An 18,545-nucleotide genomic window follows, 5' to 3' on the forward strand; every position below is an offset into this window, starting at 1 on the left:
CTCTATTTATAATAAAAAATATAAGGGAGGGGTAATACTATGGATGTAAATAAAGCCATTAGAACCGCTGTAGATACAGGTAAGGTTATTCTTGGATCAAGAAGAACTTTAAAATATCTCAAACACGGGGAAGGTAAGCTTGTTATAATAGCAGGAAATGTTCCAAAAGAGTTGGAAGAAGATGTTAAGTATTATGCAAAACTCTCAAATATTCCTGTTTATCAGCATAATCTCACATCTCTTGAACTTGGTGCTGTTTGTGGTAAGCCTTTCCCTGTGTCAACACTCTTGATAATTGATGAGGGATTATCAAATATCATGGATGTTTTGAAAGGTGATGAATAATGGGAAAGCTTAGATTAACTACTGAAGAGATTATGAAAATGGGATTTTTTGAAAAAATTGCTAATGTTCCTATTTTAGATTGTGTAATTACTGATGAGAGAGTAGCTTTTATTGTAAAAGAAGGTGATATTGGAGCAGCTATAGGAAAGGGAGGAGAACACGTTAAAGAAGCTGAAGAAAAGTTTGGTAAAAAGGTAGATATTATAGAATATTCAAATGATTGGAGAAAATTTATTAGGAATATTTTTGCTCCAATAAAGTTAGATGATGTTTGGGTTAAAAGAGTAGGAAAGGATGTTGTAGCTTTTATAAAAATTAGTCCAAAAGTTAGAAAAGCTGTTTTTGGAGAAAAAGGAAAAAACTTAGAAAGAGCTTTAAATATATTAAAGAGACATACAAAAATAACAAAAATAAAAGTTATTATTAATGAAAAACAACAACAAAAAGTTAACAGAAATATAAAGAAAGAAGGGAAAGATATAAAAGAAGAAGGGAATATTAATAATACATCACAATTAGCTGAGGCACAAAACTGAAGGTGATAATAATGAGTGGTAGTAAGTCACCAAGAGGAGAATTTGCTGGTAGAAAATTAAGATTAAAAAGAAAATGGTGCAGATGGCATGATTATAGATATGTTAAAAGAGTTTTAAGATTAAAAGAGAAATATGATCCATTAGAAGGAGCTCCTATGGCTAGAGGTATTGTTATTGAAAAAGTTGGTTTAGAAGCAAAACAGCCAAATTCTGGGATTAGGAAGTGTGTAAGAGTTCAACTAATTAAAAATGGTAGGGTTGTTACTGCATTCTGTCCTGGAAACAGAGCTATAACTTTTATAGATGAACACGATGAAGTTATAATAGAGGGTATTGGTGGACCTAAAGGGCCAAGAGCTAAAGGGGATATTCCTGGGGTTAAATATAAAGTAATTATGGTTGGTAAGAACTCATTAAAAGAATTGGTTAGAGGAAGACAGGAAAAAATTAAGAGATAAAAAGGTGAAAATATGGAATTGGATGAAATTAAGATATTTGGAAAGTGGAGTACAAAAGATGTTGTTGTTAGGGATCCAGGTTTAAGGAATTATATTAATTTAACACCTATTTATGTTCCACATACTGCAGGAAGATTCACAAAGAGACAGTTTGAAAAGCATAAAATGAATATTGTTGAGAGATTAGTTAATAAAGTTATGAGAAGAGAGGAAAATACAGGAAAAAAATTAAAGGCTTTAAAAATTGTTGAGGAAGCATTTGAAATTATTGAAAAGAGGACAAAACAAAATCCAATCCAAGTTTTAGTAGATGCTATTGAAAATGCTGGTCCAAGAGAAGATACAACAAGGATTCAGTATGGGGGAATTATATATTTACAATCTGTAGATTGTTCCTCCTCCAGGAGAGTTGATGTAGCATTAAGAAACATAGCCTTAGGAGCTTATATGAAAGCCCATAAGAGTAAAACACCTATTGAAGTAGCTTTAGCTGAAGAAATAATAGCAGCTGCTAAAGGAGATATACAAAAGAGCTATGCTGTTAGAAAGAAAGAAGAAACAGAAAGAGTTGCTCAATCTGCAAGATAAATTCATAAATTTTTAAGGTGAATAGGATATGGGAAAAAGAGCAAAAATGATTGCTAAGATTAAAGAATTAATGGAAAAGTACGACAGAATAAGAAATATTGGAATATGTGCTCATATTGATCATGGGAAGACTACATTATCAGACAACCTCTTAGCAGGAGCAGGAATGATTTCAAAAGAGTTAGCAGGAGAGCAATTAGCATTAGACTTTGATGAAGAAGAGGCTAAAAGAGGAATAACAATATTTGCTGCTAACGTTTCAATGGTTCATAACTATGAAGGAAAAGATTACTTAATTAACTTAATTGATACTCCAGGACACGTTGATTTTGGTGGGGATGTTACAAGAGCAATGAGAGCTATTGATGGGGCAATAGTGGTTGTCTGTGCAGTTGAAGGAGTTATGCCACAAACAGAAACTGTTTTAAGACAGGCATTAAGAGAGAGAGTTAAACCTGTATTATTCATTAATAAAGTAGACAGACTTATAAATGAGTTAAAATTAACTCCTGAAGAGTTACAAGCAAGGTTTATAAAAATAATTACAGATGTTAATAACTTAATAAAGAAAATGGCTCCTGAAGAATTTAAAGACAAGTGGTTGGTTAAAGTTGAAGATGGAAGTGTTGCATTTGGTTCAGCCTATCACAAGTGGGCTATATCTGTCCCATTTATGAAGAAAAGTGGAATAACATTCAAAGATATTATTGAATATTGTAATCAAGATAGACAAAGAGAATTAGCTGAAAAGGCTCCATTACATGAAGTTGTTTTAGATATGGTAATTAAACATCTCCCTAGCCCATCAGAAGCTCAGAAATACAGAATACCTCACCTATGGAAAGGAGATATTAATTCAGATGTAGGAAAGGCTATGCTAAACTGTGACCCTAATGGACCTTTAGCTGGAGTTGTAACAAAAATTATTATGGATAAACACGCAGGAGCTGTTTCAGTTTGTAGATTATTCAGTGGTAGAATTAAACAAGGTATGGAAGTTTATATGGTTAATGCTCAGCAAAAAGCAAAGGTTCAGCAAGTAGCTGTCTTTATGGGTCCAGAGAGAATTCCTGTTGATAGTATAGCTGCAGGAAATATTTGTGCAATAGTTGGATTGAAAGAAGCTTCTGCTGGAGAGACTATCTGCTCTCCAGATAAGATAATAGAGCCATTTGAAGCTATTAAACACATAAGCGAGCCTGTTATTACAGTTGCTATTGAAGCTAAGAATACAAAAGATCTACCAAAATTAATAGAAGTTTTAAGACAAATAGCAAGAGAAGATCCAACAGTAAGAGTTGAAATTAATGAAGAGACTGGAGAACACTTGTTAAGTGGGATGGGAGAGCTACATATTGAAATTATAACAAAACTAAAAATAGAGAGAGATGCAGGAATTCCTGTTGAAGTAGGGCAACCAATAGTTGTTTATAGAGAAACTGTAACAAAACCATCTCCAATAATTGAGAGTAAATCTCCAAACAAACACAATAAGATTTACTTAATGGTTGAACCATTAGAAGAGGGAGTTTTACAAGCATATAAAGAAGGTAGATTAAGCAATATTGATTTTAAGAAAAAACCTGATGATAAAACAGTTGAGGAGCTAATAAAGGCTGGAATGGATCCAGAAGAGGCTAGAAGGGTTATATCTATATATGAAGGAAATGTTTTAGTTAATATGACAAGGGGTATTGTGCACTTTGATGAGGTTAGAGAGCTTTTAATTCAAGGGTTTAAAGAAGCTATGAATAATGGACCTTTAGCTGCTGAGAAATGTCAAGGAGTTAAAGTTAAGATTATGGATCTAGTATTACACGAGGATGCTATACACAGAGGTCCTGCTCAAATGATTCCTGCAATGAGGTTTGGAATTAGAGAGGCAATGATGCAGGCAGAACCTGTATTATTAGAACCAATGCAAATGGTTTATATAAGCACTCCTCAAGATTACATGGGAGCAGCAATGAGAGAGATAAGCAACAGAAGAGGACAAATATTAGATATGGAACAAGAAGGAGACATGGCAATTATAAAAGCAAAATGTCCTGTTGCAGAAATGTTTGGATTTGCTGGTGCTATTAGAGGAGCTACTCAAGGTAGATGTTTATGGAGTTTAGAGTTTGCAGGATATGAGAGAGTTCCAAGAGAAATGCAAGATCAACTAATTAGGCAAATAAGAGAAAGAAAAGGTTTAAAAGTTGAATAATTATTCTTTTTTTACTAATTTAGCTTTTTTAATGTGATAAACTCCCCAAGTTTCATGCCATTCAATTTCTGCTTCTTCAATAACAATCCTTTTTTTAAATACCGGAGAATCCAAAACAAAAGTCTCAGCTTCTCCTCCTTCAAAAGCTTTATGTATTCCATATTTATTACATATATCTATTAGTTTATCTATATTATCTTCATTAATTACCTTACCTAACCATTCTTTTCCTAAACCGTATGCATAAACTCCTACAATAATAACTTCAAACAACTTAGAGGTCTCTCTTAAAATCCACTCAGGATCTTTTCCCCATAATGGAGCAAGAGATTTTATTTTTAACTCCTCACATATTTTATCTATTCTAGATTTTTGATACACACTTGCTACGGCTCCAGTGACTACTGCATCTATATCAAGCTCTTTCAAACCTTCTTTTAGATCTTCTACCTCTTTTTCTTTTTCTCCTTTAGTGTAAATTTTAATTAAAGGAATTCCTGAAGCTTTAGAAGATAAATTTGTTAAATGAACATTTGGAATGTGAAACATGTAACTCTCTTTATTTTCACTCTCAACATTAACTAAATATTTAACATTATGTCCCATTTTTATAGCCCAATATAAAGCATAGTTTGAATCTTTCCCTCCAGAATAGAGAACAGCTACATCCATTTTACATTCCTCTTTGTAATTCTTTAATAATATTTGCCATAGCTATACATCCATCTCCTACAGCTTTAGCTACTTGCATAACCCCTCCTCTAACATCTCCTACAGCATAAATACCATTAACACTAGTTTTACAGTTTTCATCTGTAATAACAAAACCATTTTTATCAAGCTCAACTACGCCTTTTAAAAAATCTGTGTTTGGTACATGTCCATAGCTAATAAATATACCATCAGCTTTAATAATTTTCTCCTCTCCATTAACTCTTATCTTCACCCCTTCAGCTCTCTCATCTCCAACAATTTCTAATATTTCAGCATTGTATATAATTTCAATATTTTTAGCTTCTTTTAACCTATCAAACATAATAGGTTCTGCTGCCTTTAACTCTTTTTTATCTGTTATTAGTATCACTCTCTTAGCTATATCTTTTAAGTTAATAGCACTCATTATAGCAGGAGTATCTCTACCTAAAACAATAACATCTTTATTTAAATAGAAAAATGCATCACACATTGTACAATAACTAACACCTTTCCCAATAAACTTATCTTCATTGATGTTCAATTTTTTTGCTCTAGTTCCTGTAGCAATTACTATTTTCTTAGTTATATATTGACTTTTCTTTGTAATTACCTTAAAATATCCATTCTCTTTTTCAATCTTTACCACTTCATCATATATTATTGGTAGTTTAAATTTTTCAGCATGTTTTCTAAATCTCTCAGCTAATTCATATCCTCTTATCTCCTCAAATCCCAAATAATTTTCAACTATTCCAGCTTCAGCTATTCTACCCCCAGGGTTCTCTTTTTCTATACATATAGCTTTGAGCTTACCTCTCATAGCATACACTCCAGCAGAAAGACCAGCAGGACCAGCACCAATTATAATAACATCATACATAATTACACCTTTTAATAGCATCTACTACAGCATTAATTATATATTCATCACTTAACCTTTCAGCATCATTTGAAAATAAATCTATTCTCAAATTTCTACTAGATCCTGGAGCACCAAAAACCAATATTGTTAATATTCCATACTTTTCTAATAAATAAAAACCTACTTCTTCATTCACATCTTTAACTACAAAACCTGTAGCAGTCCTTTCATAATTAACATCTAGTTCATCTAATTTAGACAAATCTAAATTTTTTGCTCTATTAAACACTTTTTTTAGATGATCTAAATTAAATTTTTCTAATGCCCTATAAATACCAGCTAATATAGGTGGCTGAGCTTCCAAACCATATTTCAATGCTGTTATATATATTTCATCAACAATCTCCTTTTTTCCTGCTAAAAGGCCTGCCCTTGGGCCATGCATAAGTTTATCTGTACTTGTTACAACAAGATCTGCCCCTAGCTTTAAGGCAGGTGGCTGACCATATAGTAATCTAATCCTTGCTCCAGAAGCATCATCAACTAATATAATAGCACTCTTCTCTTTAGCAATTTCTATAGCTTCTTTAAACAGCTCTAAGTTAATAACTTTTAAATCCATTGTAGTTCCTGTTATAACAGCTAAACTATTCTCATTAGCTTTTTTTAATATATTTAAATTATCAGATTCTTCATAATACGCATTTACAATCTCAGCTGCTCTTCTTATAGATGGATGTCCAGGGAGTTCTGGAAGATAGTGATAAATATGCTTTGGTTTTAATGTTAGCACTGTAGCTAATATAGCTGATGTTGTTCTATTTAAGGCTATACATCTATCCCCTACTGATCCTCCCAAATGTTTCAATCCCAAATCATTAACCTTCTCTAAAAAATATTGAGAACCAATATATGTTGTTAAAAGCTCCTTATCATTTTCCTCTATAAGAAACCCTCCAGATAACCCACTCAGATCATATAAATATTCTCTTCCTTTTTCATTTAAAATTTTTAAAATAAGCTTCTTAGCCCTTTCTAATCTTTCAATATCTTTCAAAATCCCACCTAACCTGCTCCACAAGCATCTCCATAATCTTTATCTTCCCAAATGTCCTCTTCCTCTTCTATTTCAATCTTTTTCTTCTCCTCTTTCTTGACATCTTTCTCATCTATTACTTTTAATAAATGTGGTCGATACATTAATCCATTATCTAAAACAACCCATAATCCATCATAGTCTTCTACAATATCTACAACCTTTCCTTTAGTTCCAGTATTTATATACATCACATAATCTCCTATTTTAATATTCATAATTTTCACCAAAAATTAAACTCATATATATAAGGAAATATTATTAATGAATATTTAAATTTTGTCTTCAGTGATAAATATGGATAATAAAAAAATTAAAAAAATAGAATTATTATTTGAAAGTTTTCTATGGAAATCAAAAGTAGTATCTATTTTAGCAGTTTTATTTAGTCTTTTGGGAGCTATAATGATATTTTTAATAGCAAGTTATGAAATAATAAGAATTTTCCCTAAAGTAATACTTTACTTATTTGGATATTATGTTAAAAATTTTCATGATCAGTTGATAGGTACAGTTATTAGTGCTATAGATTTATACTTAATAGCTATTGTATTGCTGATATTTTCTTTTGGAATTTATGAGCTTTTCATTAGTAAAATAGATATTGCTGAATGTAGTGAGATAGGAAATAAGATACTAGTTATAAATAATTTAGATGATCTGAAAGATAAATTAGGGAAGGTTGTTATCTTAGCATTAATTGTTGGCATATTTAAAAAAATCCTTAGTATTGGAATAAAAAATACATTAGATGTTTTACTCATGTCAATAAGTATAATAACTCTTTCAATCTCTCTCTATTATCTACATAAAAGGTGATTAAAATGAAACTTTTTGGAACATCAGGAATTAGGATGAGAAATCTCTCCCCAAAAATAGCCTATAAAGTGGGTTCTGCATTAGTAAGTTTAGGGTATGAAGATATAGTTATAGCTAAAGATACAAGAACTACAGGAAAATTGATAGAGTCGGCAATTATAGCAGGAATATTAAATTCTGGAGGAGAGGTTACAAAAATAGGTATAGCCCCAACACCAGTTTTAGGTTTCAATAGTAGAGAGTATGATGCAGGAGTTATGATAACAGCTTCACACAATCCACCTGAATATAATGGAATAAAAATGTTTAATAAAAATGGAGTAGCATTTAATAAATATGAGGAGGAAAAAATAGAAAGGGTAATATTTGATAATAATTTAAAGTATGTTAATTGGAATGAAGTTGGAGAAGTTTTTGATGACAGTAAAGCAATAAAAAGATATAGAGATTTTATTTTAAATAATGTGGATTTGGAAAAAAGCTATAATGTTGTTGTAGATTGTGCTAATGGAGCAGGATGTTTAGTTTCACCCTATCTTTTAGCTGATTTAAATTGTAAAGTTATATCCCTTAACAGCCACATAGATGGAAGATTCTCTGGAAGATTACCAGAACCTGATGAGAAAAATTTAAAGGAAACAATGAAAGTTGTTGAAGCTTTGGGTTATATTGGTATAGCTCATGATGGTGATGCAGATAGGGCTGTAATAATAGATGAAAAAGGTAGGTTAGCTGACTTTGATAAAATTTTGGCATTATTTTGTAACTACATAGTAGAAAAAACTAAGACTAAAAAAATTGTAACTACAATAGATGCATCCATGATAATTGATGAAATTTTAGATGGTAAAGCTGAAGTTATAAGGACAAAAGTTGGAGATGTTTTTGTTGCTGAAAAGATGTTAGAAGAGGGGGCAGTATTTGGTGGAGAACCATCAGGAACTTGGATACATGGGGATATTCATTTAACACCTGATGGAATATTAACAGGGTTGAGAGTTTTAGAAATGTTAGATTACTATGATGAAAAACTCTACAAGCTTTTAGATAGATTACCAAGCTATTTTAACATAAGGGAAAAATTACCATGTAAAGAAGAAGATAAAGTAAAAGTTATAAATTATATTATTGAAAAAGGAGAAGAAGTTTTTAAAACTAAGCCAGAAACTGTTGATGGAGTGAGATTTAATTTAGAAGATGGTTGGATATTGATAAGACCTTCAGGAACTGAGGAGTTTATAAGAATAAGAGTTGAAGCTAAGAGTAGAGAGAAAGCTGAAGAACTATTAGATAAAGGAGTTAAGTTAGTTAAAGAAGCTTTAAAGGTATAATTATGAAACTGGGACTGTTTATAAAAATTGTTATTCTACTTTTTTTAATAACATTGCTAATGTATTTATTAAACCTCTACACCTATATCTCAATAATTTTGAGTTATAAAGAGCAGATAATTATCATAGGCATTATTATAATCTCTGCTATGATCTTAATTGATGTGTGCTCAGAGTTGATAGATAAATATTCAAAAAATAGAGATATAGGGGAGGTGCTTACACTTAAGATTTTAGTAAAATATTTCATATATCTTATAACTTTTTTGTTAATAATAGCTGTTTTCTATAAAAATACACCATCTCTGTTCGTTTCCTTGGGGCTGATTGGTGCTGCTATAACATATGCCCTACAAAGGCCTATATTAAACTTAGCTGGATGGATGATTATTGTTTTTACAAGAACAATAAAGATTGGGGATAGGGTGGCTATAAAAGATGTAGGAATTGGAGATGTGTTTAACATTGATATGCAACACATATATATAAGGGAGCTTGATAATCTATTAGATCCTACTGGAAGAGTTTTAATTGTTCCAAATTCATACATATTTGATAGAACTATTGTTAATTTTACAAAAGGTACTTCTTATATTTGGGATCGTTTAGAGGTTCATTTTACATATGATAGTAATTTAAAGAAAATAGAAGAGATAGTCTTTTCTTCAGCTTATGATGTTGTAGGAAAAACAATGGAAGAACAGTATAAAAAGTGGATTAAAAATAGATATATCTTAACTGGATTTTTAAAGGATAAGCCAATAATAAGGATAAAATTAACAAGATCTAGCATAGCTGTAAGAGTTCTCTATTTAGTTGATACTTTTGAAAAAGCCAGTGTTAAAACTGAAATATATAAAAGGATTATAGAGAGAGTTAAAAAGGAAGAAGATGTATCTTTGGCTTATCCACATATTAAGGTAGTGAAATAATGATATTAGAGTATTTAGAAAAGTTTAAGGATAGGGATTTTTTAAATGATTTAAAGAAATATAAAAAAGATATTTTAAAAAAACTGAAATTTATTATTGATAAAGATAAGGAAGGGTTGGAGGTTTTAAAAAAAGTTTATGGAGAATTTTATTTTTTAATTGATTATTTACTAATAATTTTACTGTCTCACACTCCATATTATAATTTTTTCATTAAGAGCTATTCAGAGCTTATGAAAGATTATGTTGAAATAAGTAGAAAAGTTAGAGTTTGGGAATTTATAAAAGTTGCTGGAAAAGCAAATAACAATGATTTATTTTTAGAGAGGTTAGATGTCAATAATGGATATGTTGATATAAGTGAGGTAAAAGATATTTATGCAAAAGAGATGATAAGAGTTGAACTAAAAGAGCTTGGAGAAATGGCAAGGAAGATAAAACTTCCTAATGAAGAGATTATTAAAGAGTTATTAGATGAGATTAGTATTTATTTAAAAGATAAGGTTAAATATTCTTTTGGAGGAGTTAAAGTTGATAAAGTTGTTAAAGATATCCCATTAGAATGGCATCCTCCATGTATTAGAAAAATCTTAGAAGATATCCTAAGTGGTGGTTCTCCTTCTCATTATGCAAGAAGGAGTTTTGTAGTGTATTGGTTTGCAGCAAAATTTAACCCTAATTTAAGACCCTTAGATAAAGATGGAAATTTGGTGAATTTATCAGCATTAGATATAGCTAAGGAAGAAGAGATAGAAAAATTTATAGATGAAATGATAGAAATATTTAAGAATGTAGATGATTTTAATGAGGAGAAAACAAGATATTATATAATGCACAACATTGGTTATAAGGTAGGGCATCAGAGATTTACTCACTGTGAATACTGTAAAAATTGGAAAGATGATAAAGGTAAAGGTCTAAAAGAATACTGTAATCCTGATGAAATTTGTATGAAAAAATTCATAATTCATCCATTAGACTACCTCTGCTATAAAATGAAGAGTGAGAAACATGATAAATAAATTTTTGGAAATAGAGGTTTTGCTAACCCCTGATGTTTATAAAGCATTAAAACAACTAAAAAATGAAGATATAGAGATGATAATAAAAAAAATTAAAGAGTTTAAAAGATATAATAACAAGCTTATTCTCTTAGATAAAAATTTTTTAGAGATATTTACTTTAAACTCACTTGATGAAATTATTAATAAATATAAAGATTTTGATTTTATTTCTTATTACACTGGAGAAAAAGAAGAGAAAAAAGAAGAAATAAAAGAAGAGGTTATAAAAGAAAGAGAAGAAAAAGAAGAAACTAAAGAAGAGAAGGAAGAAGTTAAAGAAGAATTACCAACAATTGAAGAGAAAGAAAAGACAAAAAATGAAAGTTTAATTGAAATAAGAGAAAGTTTTAAAAGTAGAATTAATTGGATTGCTAAAGACATAGAAACTAAAGTTAAAATTTATGAAGACACTGATGTTTCTGGAAAATCAACATGCACAGGATCAATAGAGGATTTTATAAAGTATTTTAGAGATAGATATGAAAGGCTAAAAAAGTTTATAGAGAGAAAGGCTAAAAGGAAAGCTAAGGCAATTAAAGATATTAGGAAAGTTGAAGAGGATGTTTTTACTGTGGGTCTTGTCAGTGATGTATCCCAAAGAAAAAATGGTGATTTATTAGTTAGAATAGAAGATTTAGAAGATGAAATATTGTTGATTCTACAAAAAGATAAGATAAATAATGGAGAACTTCCTGATGATATATTATTAGATGAAGTTATTGGGGCTACAGGAATGGTTAAAAATGGGGTAATGTATGTTAATGAAATAATTCGTCCATCACCTACTCCAAAAGAACCTAAAAGAATTGATGAAGAAATATACATGTGCTTTTTATCTGATATTCATGTTGGTAGTAATGAGTTCTTAAAGAAAGATTTTGAAAAATTTATTAGATTTTTAAATGGAGAAACAAATAATGGTTTTGAGGAAAGAATAGTTAGTAGATTAAAATATATCTGCATAGCTGGGGATTTGGTTGATGGTGTTGGAGTTTATCCTGGACAGGAGGAGGATCTCTATGAGATAGATATTATTAAACAGTATGAAGAAATTGCTAATTTTATTGAACAGATTCCTGAACATATAGCCATTATTATCTCCCCAGGTAACCACGATGCTGTAAGACCTGCTGAACCACAGCCAAGATTACCTGATGAAATAACTAAGCTCTTTAATAGAGATAATATCTATTTTGTAGGTAATCCATGTGTTTTAAACATTCATGATTTTAATACACTTCTCTATCATGGTAGAAGTTTTGATGATCTTGTTAGCCAAGTGAGAACTGCAAGTTATGAGAATCCAACAACTATAATGAAAGAATTAATAAAAAGAAGACTTCTATGCCCAACATATGGTGGAAGATGTCCAATAGCTCCTGAACACAAAGATTATTTAGTTATTGATAAAGATATTGATATCTTACACACAGGACACATACATATAAATGGTTATGGTATTTATAGAGGAATTGTTATGGTTAATAGTGGAACTTTCCAAGAACAGACAGACTTTCAAAAGAGAATGGGAATAAAGCCCACACCATCAATAGTTCCAATTATAAACTTATCAAAAGTAGGGCAAAAAGGGCATTATATAGAGTGGGATAAAGGTATAGTTGAGTTGAGATATTAAAAATGGCGCAGGGGCTGGGATTTGAACCCAGGCGGGGCAAAGCCCCACTGGATCTCAAGTCCAGCGCCTTAGCCGGGCTTGGCTACCCCTGCACAAAATAGTAATATGTAGTTATTAATAAGGGATATATAAATTTTTTGGTGATAGGGATGGATAAGTATGAAAAAGTTATAGATCTTTGCAAAAGAAGAGGGTATATATGGCCATCTTTTGAGATATATGGAGGTATTGCAGGTTTCTATGATTATGGACCCTTAGGATGCTTGTTAAAGAGTAACATAATAGATGAGTTTAGAAAGATTTTTATTATAAAAGAAGGTTTTTATGAAATTGAAACTCCAACAATAATGCCTTATGAAGTTTTAAAAGCTTCTGGACATGTTGATAACTTCACTGATCCTGTAGTAGAATGTAAAAATTGTTTAGAAAGTTATAGAGCAGATCATTTGATTGAAGAGGTTTTAAAAATAAATACTGAAGGGAAATCTCTAAAAGAGTTAAATGAAATTATAAAAGAATATAACATTAGATGCCCAAAATGTAAAGGAGAGCTTGGAGATGTTAAAAGATTTAATTTAATGTTTGTTACTTTTATAGGAGCTAGTGGAAAGAGACAGGGATTTATGAGACCTGAAACTGCTCAAGGTATATTTATACAATTTAGAAGGTTAGCCCAATTTTTTAGAAATAAGCTACCATTTGGTGTAGTTCAAATAGGTAAATCATATAGAAATGAGATCTCCCCAAGACAGGGAGTTATTAGATTAAGGGAATTTACACAAGCTGAAATTGAATATTTTGTTCACCCTGAAAATAAAGATCATGAAAGATTTTTAGAAGTAAAAGACACTGTTGTTCCATTATTACCTGCTGAAAATCAGATCAACAATAAAGGAGTTATAAATATTACACTTGGAGAAGCTGTAGAAAAAGGAATAATTAGACATCAAACTATAGCCTATTTTATAGCATTAACAAAAGAGTTTTTAGAAAGTATAGGGATTGACAACAAGAAAATTAGATTCAGACAACATCTTCCTGATGAAATGGCACACTATGCTATAGACTGTTGGGATGCTGAAGTTTATACTGAAAGATTTGGATGGATTGAGTGTGTGGGTATTGCTGATAGGACAGATTATGACTTGAAAAGTCATTCAAATCATAGTAATACAGAGTTATCTATATTTATAGAAGAAGAAGAGAAGATTATTGAAACTTATGATATTGAGCTTAATTATAAGTTAGTTGGTAAGTTATTTAAAAAAGATACAAAATTAATTGATGAGTATATAAAAAACCTTAATTTAGATGAAAAGGAAAAACTGGTAGATGAGATAAATAAGAAAGGAAAAGTTATTATAAATATAAATGGAAAAGAATTTGAAATTTTAAAAGATTATTTAAAGATAAAAAAAGTTAAAAAAGTAATAAAAGGAAAAAAGGTTATACCACATGTTATAGAACCTTCTTTTGGAATTGATAGAATAATATATTGCCTATTAGAGCATAGTTATGTTGAAGATGGGGAAAGGATATATCTTAATTTAAAACCAAAAATAGCTCCTATAAAGGCTTATGTTTTTCCTTTAGTTAATAGAGATAAATTACCTGAGATAGCAAAAGATATTGTTAGAATGTTAAGAGATAATGATATTCTAGCTGAATATGATGATACAGGATCTATAGGTAGAAGATATATGAGAGCTGATGAAATTGGAGTGCCTTTCTGTATTACAGTGGATGGAGATACATTAAAAGATAATACAGTAACAGTTAGAGATAGGAATACTAAAGATCAGGTGAGAGTAAAGATTGATGAATTAGTAGGATATTTGAAAAAAAATCTTATTTAAAAATTTTGGGGGTAAAATGTCAAGAAGTATTGAAGATTATTTAGAAAAGATATATTTGTTTGTTAAAGAAAATAAACGGCCAATTAAAACTACAGAGTTAGCTAAGATGTTAAATATAAACCCTTCAGCTATTACAAACATGGCCAAAAGATTAAAAGAGCTTGGGTATGTTAAATATGAACCATATGTTGGAATAAGTTTAACCAAAGAGGGAGAGGAGATAGCAAAAAAAATAATAGAAAAACATCAAACAATAAAAACATTTTTAATAATTTGCTTAGGTTTAAATGAGGAGGAAGCTGATGAAGAAGCTTGTAAGTTAGAACATGTAGTATCTGATAAAGTTTTAGATAGGTTAAAAATGTTCATCGAAGATTACAAAAAGGTGAAACATTGAGTTTAGTGGAGGGAGTTTTATCTAAGAAGTTAGGTCAGAAGGTTGAAGCTGGAGATACTGTAGAGGTTAAAGTTGATTTAGCAATGACACATGATGGCTCTACACCTTTAGCCTATAAAGCTTTGAGAGAGATGGCTGACAGTGTTTGGGATAGGGAGAAGATTGTTGTTGTATTTGACCATAATGTCCCACCAAACACTGTTAAAGCTGCAAACATGCAAAAGATGGCTTTAGAATTTGTTAAAAGATATAATATAAAATATTTTCATAGAGGAGGAGAAGGGATATGTCATCAAATACTTATAGAAAATTATGTTCTACCAAACATGTTTGTTGCTGGTGGTGATTCTCACACATGCACACACGGAGCCTTTGGAGCTTTTGCTACAGGATTTGGGGCTACAGATATGGGATATATATATGCTACTGGAGAAACATGGATAAAGGTGCCAAAAACTATTAGAGTAAATATTGTTGGAAAAAATAATAGAGTTTCTGCAAAAGATATAGCATTAAAAGTTTGTAAAGAGCTAGGAACAAGAAATATATATAAAGCTATAGAGTTTGGAGGGAATGTAGTTAAAGATATGGACATGGATGGAAGATTCGTGCTCTGTAACATGGCTATCGAGATGGGTGCTAAGACAGGGATTATAGAAGCTGATGAAAAAACTTTTGAATTTTTAAAAAAAGAAAGAAAAATGAATGAAGAAGAGATAAACAAGCTTAAAAGGGAAGTGGTAAAGTCAGATAACAATTATGATAAAGAAATTGAAATTGATATAACTGATATGGAAGAACAGATTGCTTTACCTCATTCACCAGCAAATGTAAAACCTATATCAGAAGTTGAAGGTTTAGAAATTGACCAAGTTTTCATAGGTTCATGTACAAATGGAAGGTTATCAGACCTGAAAGAGGCTGCTAAATATTTAAAAGGTAGAAAAGTTCATAAAGATGTAAAGCTTATTATAATCCCTGCATCAAAAAAAGTTTTTATAGATGCTTTAAGAGAAGGGTTAATAGAAATTTTTGTTAAAGCTGGGGCTATGATATGTTGCCCAGGATGTGGCCCATGCTTAGGGGCTCATCAAGGAGTTCTAGGGGATGGAGAAGTTTGTTTATCCACATCAAATAGAAACTTTAAAGGAAGAATGGGTAGTGATAAAAGCTATATATATTTATGTTCTCCAAAAGTTGCTGCTATTTCAGCAATTAATGGATATATATCAAGTGATATTCATGAAAGTTAAACAGTTAATGAGTAAAGATTTTGTTAAGATCTATGAGGATTATCCTATAGAGAAAGTTATTAAACTTTTGAAAGAGCATAAAAAATTTTCTGCTCCAGTGTTAGATGAGGAGGATAGGTTATTAGGATGGATAACTACAATAGATCTTTTAGGAGTTACTGAGTTTAAAAAGTCTATAAAAGAAATAATGCTTCCTAAAGAAGAGGTTATAATTGCTTATGAAGATGAAGAAGCAAGAGAAGTTGTGCTAAAATTTGTTAAATATAAAGTTGTTAGCATACCTGTGTTATCAAGAGATGATAGGGTTGTAGGAATTGTTAGAAACTGTGATATTGTTAAAACCCTTGCTAAGTTATATGAGATCCCTGTTTATAATATATTTAAGAAGTTGCATGAGCACCTTGATATAGATTGGAATGAATTAATGGAAGCAGCTGCTATAGTAACAAAAAAGATGAGTGGAGAAGATATTACTCCTGAAGATTATGAGAAGAGAATAAAAAACACTACATTTGGAAAGGCTATATGGGCTTGTGGAGGATTAGAAAATTTCTTTGTAGGGTTAATTGAGATAGGAATGGTAGCCTTGGCTAGAAGATTAGCTAAAAAAAGGAGATAAAGTATGAATATAAAAGAGGAGATAGAAAAACTTGTTGAAAAAAAGGAATATGATTTTTGGACATTTCTAAAAAAAGCTTATGAAAAAGATATTAAATTGGATATAGGGCATTTTATTTTATTAAACCTTCTAATTGGAGTTAAAGATATATATAAAAAGTTGATAAATGAGATAGGAGAAGAAGAAGCTAGAAAAATTTTAGAAAAAAATAGAATATTTACAAAAAATTCTGATTATGTGTCAGGAGAATTTTTAAAAAACTATATAAATAGGAAAAGTAGAGTGGCTGTTCATAACAGAATAAAAGATCTAAAAACTTTGGGATTTAAGATAGAAAGTAAATCTGGACCATTTGGAGGATATAAGTTAATAGAATATCCAGAGTGGTTTAAAAAAGAGTGAGATAGTAATCTTTTAGTAATTTAGCATCATCTTCTAATAATGGGCTCTCACATATTACTGTTCCTTCAGCTTCAAAATCTTTTAAAGCTTTTAATACATCTTTATAATTAAAATCTGATTCCTCTAATGGAAGATGTTTAACTTCACCAGATTTATTAAATTCTATTCCTGTTAGGTGTATATGCATATCTTTTATAGCCTCTTTTCCTAACATATCTTCTACTTTCTCCAATATTTTATAAAAATCATCATAACTATTTACCTTCCCTCTACTTCTTGCATAGATATGGGAAAAATCAATACAGGGTAATATGTTAAGTTCATGGCACAAATTTAGTATTTCATCAATATCTCCAAATTGATAAATTTTTCCTGCAGTTTCTGGCCTTAAAGAAATATTTTTATCTATTTTTTCCAATATTAATTTAATGTTATCTCTTATATTTTTGTAAGTTTCATCTTTACTCTTTTTTAAATAATATCCTGGATGAAAAACTAAATTTCTACCACAGTGTCTTAAAACTTTACTAGATTTTATAATATAATATATACTCCTTTCAACCTTCTCTTTCTCAATAGCATTCAAATTTATGTAATGTGGAGCATGAGCTGAGAATATAATTTCAAGATCTTTTAAGAATTTGGCATAGTTTTCATTCATATAAATTCCATTAACAAACTCTAACTCCATAGCATCTAAATTAAATGATTTTAAAACTTTAGCACCATCAAACTCATTTTTAGCCCTTAAAGGAACTCCAGCAGTACCAAAGTGCATTATATCCCAGTAATCTTTATTCCTGCTCTATCAATTTTATATTTCTTATTTATTGCTATTAACAATGCTGTTATTCCTTCTATAATCCTTGATTTCTCTAAATTTCCACAATCTATAGCCCTAGCTCCCATTTTATTTATTAAATCTATAACAACCTTCTTAGCATCTTCATAGTCTCCACAAACTAAGATATCACATTCTATTTCACTATCTAAATCTGATAGGATCTTAGCAGAGATGTTCTGGAATGCACTTACTACTTTACTATCTTTTAAAACTTTCTGTATCATCTCAGCCACTGAGCCATCTGGAGGATAGAGTAGTCTTGTAGGATTATCTCCAATAGCTGTAGCTAAAGGCACTGCTATGGAAACTACTATTTTTCCTTTTAATTCATCTTTCAACTCTTTTATTGTTGATAGTATATGTTCATAAGGAATGGATATTATAACTATCTCTCCTTCCTTAGCAGCATCTTTATTTTCAAGCCCTTTAATCTCTGCTAATATATTTTTACTTTTTAATATCTCTCTAGCTTTTTCAGCAGCAGCTTCAGCTTTTTCTTTTTTTCTTGAACCAATAATAATTTCATTATCTTTAGCTAATCTTAAAGCTAGTCCAAATCCTTGATCTCCTGTTCCTCCTAGTATAGCTATTTTCATATTTTT

General features: G+C 30.4%; 21 protein-coding genes and 1 tRNA gene. 15 read left to right on the top strand and 7 right to left on the bottom strand.

All coding sequences use genetic code 11. The features are described from left to right. Window positions 1-39 precede the first annotated feature (39 nt). From METVI_RS0105685 to METVI_RS0105705, 5 genes are read left to right on the top strand one after another with little or no spacing between them, the layout of a single operon-like run. The gene (locus tag METVI_RS0105685; RefSeq protein WP_004589722.1) at window positions 40-345 is read left to right on the top strand and encodes a 50S ribosomal protein L30e; all 306 of its coding nucleotides are present in this window, start codon (window positions 40-42) and stop codon (window positions 343-345) included. Then, complete coding sequence (locus METVI_RS0105690) at window positions 345-881, top strand: NusA-like transcription termination signal-binding factor (RefSeq protein ID WP_004589721.1); 537 nt, start codon at window positions 345-347, stop codon at window positions 879-881. The genes METVI_RS0105685 and METVI_RS0105690 overlap by 1 nt, the downstream gene beginning before the upstream one ends. 11 nt (window positions 882-892) lie before the next feature. Then, complete coding sequence (locus tag METVI_RS0105695; RefSeq protein WP_004589720.1) at window positions 893-1,339, top strand: 30S ribosomal protein S12; 447 nt, start codon at window positions 893-895, stop codon at window positions 1,337-1,339. A 12-nt stretch (window positions 1,340-1,351) separates the two neighbouring features. Further along, a complete protein-coding gene (gene rpsG / locus METVI_RS0105700) occupies window positions 1,352-1,927 on the top strand; it encodes a 30S ribosomal protein S7 (protein WP_004589719.1) in 576 nt (191 codons plus the stop codon). Window positions 1,928-1,955: 28 nt separating this feature from the next. Continuing rightward, the gene (locus METVI_RS0105705; RefSeq protein ID WP_004589718.1) at window positions 1,956-4,136 is read left to right on the top strand and encodes an elongation factor EF-2; all 2,181 of its coding nucleotides are present in this window, start codon (window positions 1,956-1,958) and stop codon (window positions 4,134-4,136) included. Here METVI_RS0105705 and METVI_RS0105710 read toward each other — a convergent pair whose 3' ends face one another. Genes METVI_RS0105710 through METVI_RS0105725 form a run of 4 tightly spaced genes read right to left on the bottom strand, consistent with a single transcriptional unit; the run spans window position 4,137 to window position 7,008 of the window. Beyond that, window positions 4,137-4,808, bottom strand: a complete 672-nt coding sequence (locus METVI_RS0105710) for a diphthine--ammonia ligase (RefSeq protein ID WP_004589717.1) — start codon at window positions 4,806-4,808, stop codon at window positions 4,137-4,139. A 1-nt stretch (window position 4,809) separates the two neighbouring features. Further along, window positions 4,810-5,715, bottom strand: coding sequence for a F420-dependent thioredoxin reductase (gene trxR, locus METVI_RS0105715; RefSeq protein ID WP_026152912.1), 906 nt, complete (start codon window positions 5,713-5,715; stop codon window positions 4,810-4,812). Then, a complete protein-coding gene (locus tag METVI_RS0105720) occupies window positions 5,705-6,751 on the bottom strand; it encodes a TIGR03576 family pyridoxal phosphate-dependent enzyme (RefSeq protein WP_004589715.1) in 1,047 nt (348 codons plus the stop codon). The genes trxR and METVI_RS0105720 overlap by 11 nt, the downstream gene beginning before the upstream one ends. An 8-nt stretch (window positions 6,752-6,759) precedes the next feature. Continuing rightward, window positions 6,760-7,008 carry a DUF2098 family protein gene (locus tag METVI_RS0105725; RefSeq protein WP_004589714.1) on the bottom strand — a complete coding sequence of 83 codons (249 nt, stop codon included), beginning with the start codon at window positions 7,006-7,008 and terminating at the stop codon, window positions 6,760-6,762. 79 nt (window positions 7,009-7,087) lie between these two features. On the opposite strand from METVI_RS0105725, the gene METVI_RS0105730 reads away from it, so the two are divergent. The 5 genes from METVI_RS0105730 to METVI_RS0105750 are packed head-to-tail and all read left to right on the top strand — an operon-like array spanning window position 7,088 to window position 12,572. Continuing rightward, a complete protein-coding gene (locus METVI_RS0105730; protein ID WP_004589713.1) occupies window positions 7,088-7,609 on the top strand; it encodes a YqhA family protein in 522 nt (173 codons plus the stop codon). Between the two features lie 5 nt (window positions 7,610-7,614). Next, window positions 7,615-8,940 carry a phosphoglucosamine mutase gene (gene glmM / locus METVI_RS0105735; RefSeq protein WP_004589712.1) on the top strand — a complete coding sequence of 442 codons (1,326 nt, stop codon included), beginning with the start codon at window positions 7,615-7,617 and terminating at the stop codon, window positions 8,938-8,940. Window positions 8,941-8,942: 2 nt separating this feature from the next. Continuing rightward, window positions 8,943-9,872: a mechanosensitive ion channel family protein gene (locus METVI_RS0105740; RefSeq protein ID WP_004589711.1), complete on the top strand. Its 930-nt coding sequence runs from the start codon at window positions 8,943-8,945 to the stop codon at window positions 9,870-9,872. Then, the gene (locus METVI_RS0105745; protein WP_004589710.1) at window positions 9,872-10,894 is read left to right on the top strand and encodes a DNA primase large subunit; all 1,023 of its coding nucleotides are present in this window, start codon (window positions 9,872-9,874) and stop codon (window positions 10,892-10,894) included. The genes METVI_RS0105740 and METVI_RS0105745 overlap by 1 nt, the downstream gene beginning before the upstream one ends. Next, window positions 10,884-12,572: a DNA-directed DNA polymerase II small subunit gene (locus METVI_RS0105750; RefSeq protein WP_004589709.1), complete on the top strand. Its 1,689-nt coding sequence runs from the start codon at window positions 10,884-10,886 to the stop codon at window positions 12,570-12,572. Before METVI_RS0105745 ends, METVI_RS0105750 begins: the two co-directional genes overlap by 11 nt. Before the next feature lie 3 nt (window positions 12,573-12,575). Here the strand turns inward: METVI_RS0105750 and METVI_RS0105755 are convergent. Beyond that, window positions 12,576-12,664: transfer RNA gene (locus tag METVI_RS0105755), tRNA-Ser, on the bottom strand. A gap of 57 nt (window positions 12,665-12,721) precedes the next feature. Between METVI_RS0105755 and glyS the strand changes: the two genes are divergently transcribed. From glyS to METVI_RS0105780, 5 genes are read left to right on the top strand one after another with little or no spacing between them, the layout of a single operon-like run. Beyond that, on the top strand, window positions 12,722-14,428 hold the full coding sequence (gene glyS, locus METVI_RS0105760; RefSeq protein ID WP_017981114.1) for a glycine--tRNA ligase: 1,707 nt from the start codon (window positions 12,722-12,724) through the stop codon (window positions 14,426-14,428). A gap of 16 nt (window positions 14,429-14,444) precedes the next feature. Next, entirely contained in the window at window positions 14,445-14,825 is a 381-nt protein-coding gene (locus tag METVI_RS0105765; protein ID WP_004589708.1) for a metal-dependent transcriptional regulator, read from the top strand. Next, window positions 14,822-16,078 carry a homoaconitase large subunit gene (gene hacA / locus METVI_RS0105770; protein ID WP_017981115.1) on the top strand — a complete coding sequence of 419 codons (1,257 nt, stop codon included), beginning with the start codon at window positions 14,822-14,824 and terminating at the stop codon, window positions 16,076-16,078. Before METVI_RS0105765 ends, hacA begins: the two co-directional genes overlap by 4 nt. Beyond that, entirely contained in the window at window positions 16,068-16,697 is a 630-nt protein-coding gene (locus METVI_RS0105775; RefSeq protein WP_004589707.1) for a CBS domain-containing protein, read from the top strand. Before hacA ends, METVI_RS0105775 begins: the two co-directional genes overlap by 11 nt. Before the next feature lie 3 nt (window positions 16,698-16,700). Beyond that, on the top strand, window positions 16,701-17,099 hold the full coding sequence (locus METVI_RS0105780; RefSeq protein ID WP_004589706.1) for an HTH domain-containing protein: 399 nt from the start codon (window positions 16,701-16,703) through the stop codon (window positions 17,097-17,099). Here METVI_RS0105780 and METVI_RS0105785 read toward each other — a convergent pair. Both METVI_RS0105785 and npdG read right to left on the bottom strand, forming a co-directional pair. Next, window positions 17,086-17,877 carry a TIM barrel protein gene (locus METVI_RS0105785; RefSeq protein WP_004589705.1) on the bottom strand — a complete coding sequence of 264 codons (792 nt, stop codon included), beginning with the start codon at window positions 17,875-17,877 and terminating at the stop codon, window positions 17,086-17,088. The genes METVI_RS0105780 and METVI_RS0105785 overlap by 14 nt on opposite strands. Then, window positions 17,877-18,539 carry an NADPH-dependent F420 reductase gene (gene npdG, locus METVI_RS0105790; protein WP_004589704.1) on the bottom strand — a complete coding sequence of 221 codons (663 nt, stop codon included), beginning with the start codon at window positions 18,537-18,539 and terminating at the stop codon, window positions 17,877-17,879. The genes METVI_RS0105785 and npdG overlap by 1 nt, the downstream gene beginning before the upstream one ends. Between the last annotated feature and the right edge of the window lie 6 nt (window positions 18,540-18,545).

It is taken from the genome of Methanocaldococcus villosus KIN24-T80 (genome assembly GCF_000371805.1).
In the GTDB taxonomy this organism is placed as follows: Archaea; AGJL01; Methanococci; order Methanococcales; family Methanocaldococcaceae; genus Methanocaldococcus; species Methanocaldococcus villosus.